Genomic DNA, 7162 nt, shown 5'->3' with positions numbered 1-7162 from the left:
ATGCGGGACATCCTGTCCGTTCTGCAAAACGTTGAACCGGAGCTTTCAAAATCCGAACGGATCCTGGCCTCACTGCTGCGCAGTGAGCCCGAGTTCATCGTAAATGCGGGTATCACTGACGTGGCGGAACGGGCGGGTGTGTCGCCGCCGACAGTCACGCGTTTCTGCAGGCGCCTTGGCTGCGAGAGCTACACCGCCTTCAAGGTCCAGGTGGCACAGGTCACCTTCGCAGGAACGCGATACCTGTCCGCGGATGCCGCCTCGGTCGCTCCACAGGACATCGCGGACAGCTTGCTGCTTCAACTTCAGGACGCGGCGGTCAAGACGCGCAAGACCCTCGACATGGACGCCGTCCTGAAAGCGGCCGATTTGATTGGACAAGCCGGCCTCGTTGCAACCTTTGGCGCGGGCGGTACGTCCTCAATGATCGCCGACGAACTCCAGAACCGCTTTTTCCGGCTGGGTCTGAGAACCGTCAGCGTCACCGACCACGCCATGCAATTGATGCAGGCGGCCACCATGCGGCACGGGGATGTCGTGCTCGCCTCTTCCGTATCCGGATTGAACCTCCAGATGGTTCGTGCCCTGGAAGCGGCGAAAGCCTATGGCGCCAGCATCATCGCCCTCACCCGCCCCGGCCGGCCAGTTGCGGAACAAGCGGATGTCACCATCGCCATCGACCTTCCGGAAGGCGACAACATTCTGCGGCCAAGCAGCAGCAGGTACGCCTTCCTGTTCGTCACCGACCTTCTCGCGACCCTGGTTGCGATGAAACGGGGAGACGAGGCCAGGGAAAGCCTGAGGCGGGTCAAGCATCAACTCAGCAACTCCCGTGACCAAGACGACAAGGAAGCCCTTGGTGACTGACAAGACTTCAAAGCCCGTTGCCGTCGTGACCGGCGCAGCAGGCGACATCGGTGCGGCCATTGCCGCACACCTGTCGCATTCCCACCGTGTCGCGGCCGTCGACATCGACCTTGAAGCCCTGAAAGGAACGGTTTCGTCACTCAGTCAAGGCGGGACCGACATCACGCCCTTCCGCTGTGACCTTACCGATGCGGCTGATCTGAAGCGTCTCGGCGAGGCTGTCCGGCAGATTGGACAGGTCGACACGCTCATCAACAATGCTGGCGCTGCTGCAAGTCTGACGCTGCACCAGATGACGACGGAAACGCTCGCCAGTGACGTCGCGCTGAACCTTGAAGCCGCCCTCAATTGCTTCAAGACCTTTGAACAAGACCTTATCGGCAGCGGGTCGGGTACTGTCGTCAACATCGCGTCCGTGAACGGTCTTGCCGCGTTCGGACATCCAGCCTACAGCGCCGCGAAAGCCGGTTTGATCCATGCCACACGCGCGATCGCGGTCGAATACGGCAAATACGGCATCCGTGCCAATGCCGTCGCGCCGGGAACCGTCAAAACCCAGGCCTGGAAGATTCGCCAGGAGGCAAATCCCGACGTCTTTGAGGAAGCCCTTTCCTGGTACCCCTTCAAAACCTTGCCGGAACCGTCCGATATAGCGGAAGCAGTCGCGTTTCTGGTCAGTCCGTCGGCCCGTTGCATCACAGGCGTCTGCTTGCCGGTGGACAGCGGTCTTACTGCTGGTTCCCCCGCCCTTCCCCGAACCTTCACACAATCTTCCGATTTTGACGGATTATAATTCATGACCCAATTTGTACTTGATTGTTTCTACCGTCCAACCGATGACCTGAAAGGGTCCCGGCTCGAGTTTGCCCTGACCAATACCAGCGCCAAAACAGCGAAAAACTTCACGCTTGCCTATACGGCTGTCTTACGGGCGGAGGCCGGCGCCGCCCTTGAAAACGCTGACAGTTTCAGCCGGATCGCCAACTTTCACGAAGTCACACCACCGGCCGGTCTTGAGATCTCACCGGGGGGCACCTGGAAATTCGCCATCACCGGGCTTGCCAATGTGGCGCGCCACCGCCTGGACGGACCCAAGTCCGGCTATGTGAGCGAGGGCGGAAAAATTGTCGACGTTCTGTGCAACGACCTGGAAACCCTGGAGGAACTTGACACCGGTGAACGGCGGGTCATTCCCGAAGGCAAGCTCGAAACACCGCTGCACATTGTTCCTTGGCCACAGCAGGTCGGCATTACGGCTTATCAAGAAGGAATGCACGCCTTTCATGTCGCCAGCGGATCCGTTGAGGAAAAGGCGGCGGCAGCCAGGATCAACGCGCTGTCCAACCGGCTGTTCCCCGAGAGCCCCTATCCCTTCCGCTTTGAACAATCCCACCACCAGACCGATCTTCAATTTGATCAGGAGAACACTCTCCCGGAAGACGGGTATCGGCTCCGCTTCTCCGCAGAAAAAGCGACGCTCACCTACGGCGGCAATGCAGGGCTTGGCTACGGCCTGACGGTTCTGGCGCAAATCGCCCATGGCGCCTACAGCGATCCGGATAGCTTCCTTTTTCCAGCTGAAGGTGTCATCGAGGATTCTCCGAGATTCGCCTGGCGCGGCACTCATCTCGATGTCTCACGCCATTTCCGCGGAACGCGGGAAGTCATGCGCCTTCTCGATATCCTGGCATGGGGCCGGATGAATGTCTTCCAGTGGCACCTTACGGATGACGAGGGGTGGCGCCTTGAAATCAAGGCCTATCCGGAGCTGACGGTCAGTGGCGCAAGACGCGGTCCAGGTTGCCAGCAAGTGCCGCAGCTCGGCTTTGCCTCCGAGGTCTATGAAGGTTCCTATACGCAGGACGAGATCCGCGATATCGTTGTTCATGCGACGAGCCTCAACATCGACATCCTGCCGGAGATCGACATACCGGGTCATTGCACGGCGGTTCTGAAGACCTATCCGCATCTTGCCGATCAGGCGGAAACACCGGAAAGCTATCACTCGATCCAGGGATATCCGAACAACGCTCTCAATCCGGCAATGGAGGAAACCTACACCTTCCTGGAAAAGGTCTTCTGCGAAATCGCGGACCTGTTCCCCTTCGGCTACATCCACATCGGCGGTGACGAGGTTGACGTCAAATCCTGGCTCGCCTCGCCAAAGGTTCAAAGGCTCATGGACGAAAAGAACCTTGCCGGCACGATGGAGGTCCAGGCCTATTTCATGGGCCGTGTGCGCGGCATTTTGAAGAAACTCGGTAAAAAGCTTGCCGGCTGGGACGAGGTTTCCCACGGCGGCGGCATCGATCCGGACGGCGTATTGCTGATGGCCTGGCAGAAACAGGAAGTGACCAGGGAATTGATCGACCAGGGATACGAGGTCATCTGCACCCCCGGTCAGCGTTATTACATGGATATGGCCCAGGCCTCGGGATGGTATGAACCGGGCGCGGGCTGGGCCGGTGTCGTCACACCGGAAGACAGTTATCTGTATGAGCCTTCCACGGGCCTCAGCGAGGGCAGCGAGAAACTCCTGAAGGGCGTTCAGGCCTGCATCTGGTGTGAGCACCTGATTAACAACCGGCTCTTCAACCACATGGTTTTTCCAAGGCTCTATGCCGTTGCCGAGGCAGGCTGGACGCTACCGGAGCAAAAGGATTGGCAGCGTTTCGCGGCGCTTACACCTCTGTTTCCTGAACTTTGATCAACCGGGAAAACGAGAAGATGAAAATCGCAGTCGGGGGCATTCACACCGAATGCAGCACCTATTCGCATGTGTTGCAGACAGAACGCGACTTCAGGATCGCCGAAGGAGCCGGGCTGCTCGATCAGATCGGGTTGACCGGAAAATTTCCGGACATGGACTTTCGCCCGCTGTTCCACGCGCGTGCCATTCCGGGAGGTCCGGTTCATCCAGACTGCTACCGTGCTTTCAAGTCACGTTTCCTGAACGACCTGGAAATGGAATTGCCGCTCGACGGCGTGCTCCTGATCATGCATGGCGCCATGCATGTGCCGGACATTGAAGATGTGGAAGGCGACTGGATCGCCTCTGTCCGCGAACTTGTCGGCCCGGATGTTCCGATCGCGGTCAGTTACGACCTGCATGGCAACGTCACACAGAAGATCGTCGACCAGATCGATATCTTCTGCGCCTACCGGACAGCCCCGCATATCGATGTGCGGGAAACGCACCTGAGGGCTGCCACGCACCTTGTCGATCAGCTGCGCGGCGGACCCCGCCGCTTGGTTGCCTGGGCACCGGTTCCTGTTTTGTTGCCAGGAGAAAGAACCAGTACGGAAGATCTACCTGCAAAAGCTTTGTATGAAAGACTGCCGGCAATGGATCTCCTGCCCGGTGTCTGCGATTCCAATCTCATGGTCGGATATGTGTGGGCGGACATCGGCCGTGCCACGGCCTGCGCCGTTGTCACCGGTACGGATCCGGAGGTGATCGCTCGAGTAGCCGAAGAAATTGCCGCCGCTTATTGGGAAGCGAGGCACGAATTCGAGTTCGGTGTGCCGACCAAGCCGCTGGCGGAGTGCCTGGACGACGCCGAAGCAGCGACCTCACGACCTTTCATTCTGGCGGACAGCGGCGACAATCCGACCGGCGGTGGTGTCGGAGACCGAAGTGATGTTCTTTTCGCCTGGCTGGACCGCGGCCTGACGGACGGTGTCTTCGCCGGAATAACGGATCCGCAGTCCGCAGCCGCAGCCTGGACTGCGGACGAGGGAAGCCTTCTGCCCCTCTCCATAGGCGGCGGGCTTGGTAGTTCGAGCAGAAAGGTTACCGTCAATGCGGTCGTTGGTCCAAAGGCAGGTTCTGAACCTGAAGGGAACCGGGAAGTGCTCGTTCGCTTCAAAGGGAACTCGGTCGTCCTGACCGAGAGGCGCCGCCCCTTCCACAATCTCGAGGATTTCCGCAGGTTCGGAATCGAACCGGAAAGCACGAGGTTTCTCATCGTGAAGTCCGGTTATCTTTCGCCGGAGCTTGCCGCCCTGGCCAATCCGCCCCGGATGGCCTTGACGGATGGTGCCGTCAATCAAGAGATTACCGCCCTCTCCAACACCGCTAGACCGGAGCCGTCGTTTCCCTTTGAACACAATTTTTCCTGGACGCCATCGGCGCGGCAGTCCGCGCGGGCGTTCCAACGGAAAAGACAAAATTGAAGACAGCCTCAAATAGGCGGCATTAGACTTTCGGATAAGATTTTTTCGAATTAAATTAAGCCATCAAAATAATGCTTCCATTGTATCCATTATAAAATTAAGTCAAATATTCCCGCGATTTAGATGCCACCTTTTCGTCAAAAAGTTGCCACACTCTCAGTCTTATTGTCATTTATTACAGGGTTGAAACTGACCTCCTGCAGGTTTCTCATGAATTTGTAGAACAAATCGGAGAACAATAAAAACACCAACAGGCATTATCGTTACAATTGCAACCGGTTACGCATAACTGCGGGAACTGGCCGATAGCAAGATTTCTATATCAATCGGTCAACAATTCCACCGGAGAAAGCAAGAGCGATACTTCAAGTCTCGTTACCCATCGACCGATTTTTCGAAATGCTCCGCCGGGATATCTTTGGCGGAGCATTTGTTTTTGCGGATGATATGCAGGCCGAATAGTAACTCAGCGTTCGCGCCGTACCAATTTCACGTACTGCGCCACCCCGTATGTGCCGCATGGGCCCTGTGTCGGATGTTCAAACCCGTTTGCCCAGAAGATCGTTCAGGAAAGAACCTTAATCCGGGTCAAGGAAACCAGAACCCACCCCCATTCATTGTCCCCCGCGGAATCAATGTCTTTCCAAGGCATGCGAGACCAAGAGATATTTGGGCTTCCCAATTGTTCTTGGGCGACATTCTTGGTCGTTAGCCGATACTTGCCGCGCGATCGACCAGATACCTCGCTCACCGGTACGCAGGCTGCTTTATGACCGGACTTTGGATGAAAACGGTTGCACGCAGGCCACAGTCAAGAAACTTACGCTAGGGACACTGCCAATTATACGGATAGTAATCACTTCACGTTCCAGTGATGACGCTTGAATAAAGCGAGCGAGACCACAGATATGAACAGAATGTAACCGAAGTTAACTGTATTTGTGACTTTTGTTACACCCAATCGGCAGATTGTGGTGCGATAATGGCCAAATCGTGACCGCGTGACAGGGCAAAAATACCAGAACAGGCAGACAGCCAGGATAACGAGTCCGAAACGGACCACCAACAACAAGCTCCGGACGTGGTGAAAACAGTTGTATTAGCCTTGGGAGGCGTACATGCAACGGAATACCAGAGCTGGAACTCTTGCGCTTGGACTCATTCTCGCCCTGGCGGGAAGTGCTGCCGCAGCCCCATTGCCTCAGGAAACAATTACGTTGCCTGAAGATCGACTTGCCGTAACCGTTGCTTCCGCGTCGGCGGACCAAAAGGATCCGCTGGAAAGCGAATTGACCATTTGGGTCGGCGAAGTTGAACTTGGCGGCCGGAAGGCAGTCTGGGTCGAGTTGATCGATTCTTATGGCGAAGTCATTTACGATTCCGAAGTGAACACCAACGAGACACACCTGCTGCCGGATGGCCGGGCCGTCGTTGTTCGCGCGATGGATCAGGATACTGTCGTCGCAGGCAAGGACGAGTCACGCGTTGTCACTGAAGGCGCGCTCATGGTGACGCGAAGGGTTGTGAACGAAGGGACTGATGCGACCACCGTCGAACTCATCGAAACCCAGGATACACCGGTCAAACGCGGAACCATGCTGCAAGTCGCGGATTTTGGCCAACTTGTCTGGGAAAAAATTGTGGCCTTCTTCGATGCTGCAAAGACCCGGGTGGCCGTCGCCTGGAACTGGCTGGTCGATACGATTCAAGCCTAATCCCGGTTTCCTTTTACTGGTCTCCGGTTCAACGCAATAAATTCTCCGCCTGGTAAACACTTTGCGAGCCCTTGTGGCTCGCTTTTTTCTGACGTTTTAAGGGCCGCTGATGGTGCCTGTCTTCCGGTGTCTCACCGCTCCATTTCAACCGGTCGACGTGTCAACGGACGTTGCTGCCCTGGCCGCGCTTCCGACATGAAGTTCGTAGGGTCTTTAAAATTTGCCCCGAGCGTGTACCATCTGTTGAAGGCTCCGTAGAAACTGCAGCGGGATTTCTCCAATGCCTGCATCTTCCGTCTGGGCTTTTGGTGTCAAAAGCATGAGTTTCCAAGAGGTTCTGCCATGAGTGAGCCGATTGTTCTGACACAGGAAAACCTACGCAATCATTTGAAGGGAACGCCGCG

General features: G+C 56.6%; 5 protein-coding genes. All 5 read left to right on the top strand.

The annotated features are described in order from the left end of the window. Positions 1–867, top strand: an 867-nt coding sequence (locus ACQY7U_RS23685) for a MurR/RpiR family transcriptional regulator (RefSeq protein WP_428650253.1), incomplete at its 5' end; no start/stop codon positions are given. Continuing rightward, positions 860–1660: an SDR family oxidoreductase gene (locus ACQY7U_RS23680; protein WP_428650250.1), complete on the top strand. Its 801-nt coding sequence runs from the start codon at positions 860–862 to the stop codon at positions 1658–1660. The genes ACQY7U_RS23685 and ACQY7U_RS23680, both read left to right, overlap by 8 nt. A 3-nt stretch (positions 1661–1663) precedes the next feature. Continuing rightward, positions 1664–3574: a beta-N-acetylhexosaminidase gene (locus ACQY7U_RS23675; RefSeq protein WP_428650247.1), complete on the top strand. Its 1911-nt coding sequence runs from the start codon at positions 1664–1666 to the stop codon at positions 3572–3574. A gap of 20 nt (positions 3575–3594) precedes the next feature. Further along, positions 3595–5043: a M81 family metallopeptidase gene (locus ACQY7U_RS23670; protein WP_428650244.1), complete on the top strand. Its 1449-nt coding sequence runs from the start codon at positions 3595–3597 to the stop codon at positions 5041–5043. Between the two features lie 1118 nt (positions 5044–6161). Further along, positions 6162–6758 carry a hypothetical protein gene (locus ACQY7U_RS23665; protein ID WP_428650241.1) on the top strand — a complete coding sequence of 199 codons (597 nt, stop codon included), beginning with the start codon at positions 6162–6164 and terminating at the stop codon, positions 6756–6758. The last annotated feature ends 404 nt before the right edge of the window (positions 6759–7162 follow it).

The organism is Roseibium sp., assembly GCF_050301095.1.
Classification (GTDB): domain Bacteria; phylum Pseudomonadota; class Alphaproteobacteria; order Rhizobiales; family Stappiaceae; genus Roseibium.
Note: the sequence above shows the minus strand (reverse complement) of the source record. Positions and strands in the feature narration are given on the sequence as shown.

Bases quoted from the DNA above. Each gene is read 5' to 3' on its own strand.
- ACQY7U_RS23675 (WP_428650247.1), top strand. From the start codon at position 1,664: ATGACCCAATTTGTACTTGATTGTTTCTACCGTCCAACCGATGACCTG.
- ACQY7U_RS23670 (WP_428650244.1), top strand. From the start codon at position 3,595: ATGAAAATCGCAGTCGGGGGCATTCACACCGAATGCAGCACCTATTCG.
- ACQY7U_RS23665 (WP_428650241.1), top strand. From the start codon at position 6,162: ATGCAACGGAATACCAGAGCTGGAACTCTTGCGCTTGGACTCATTCTC.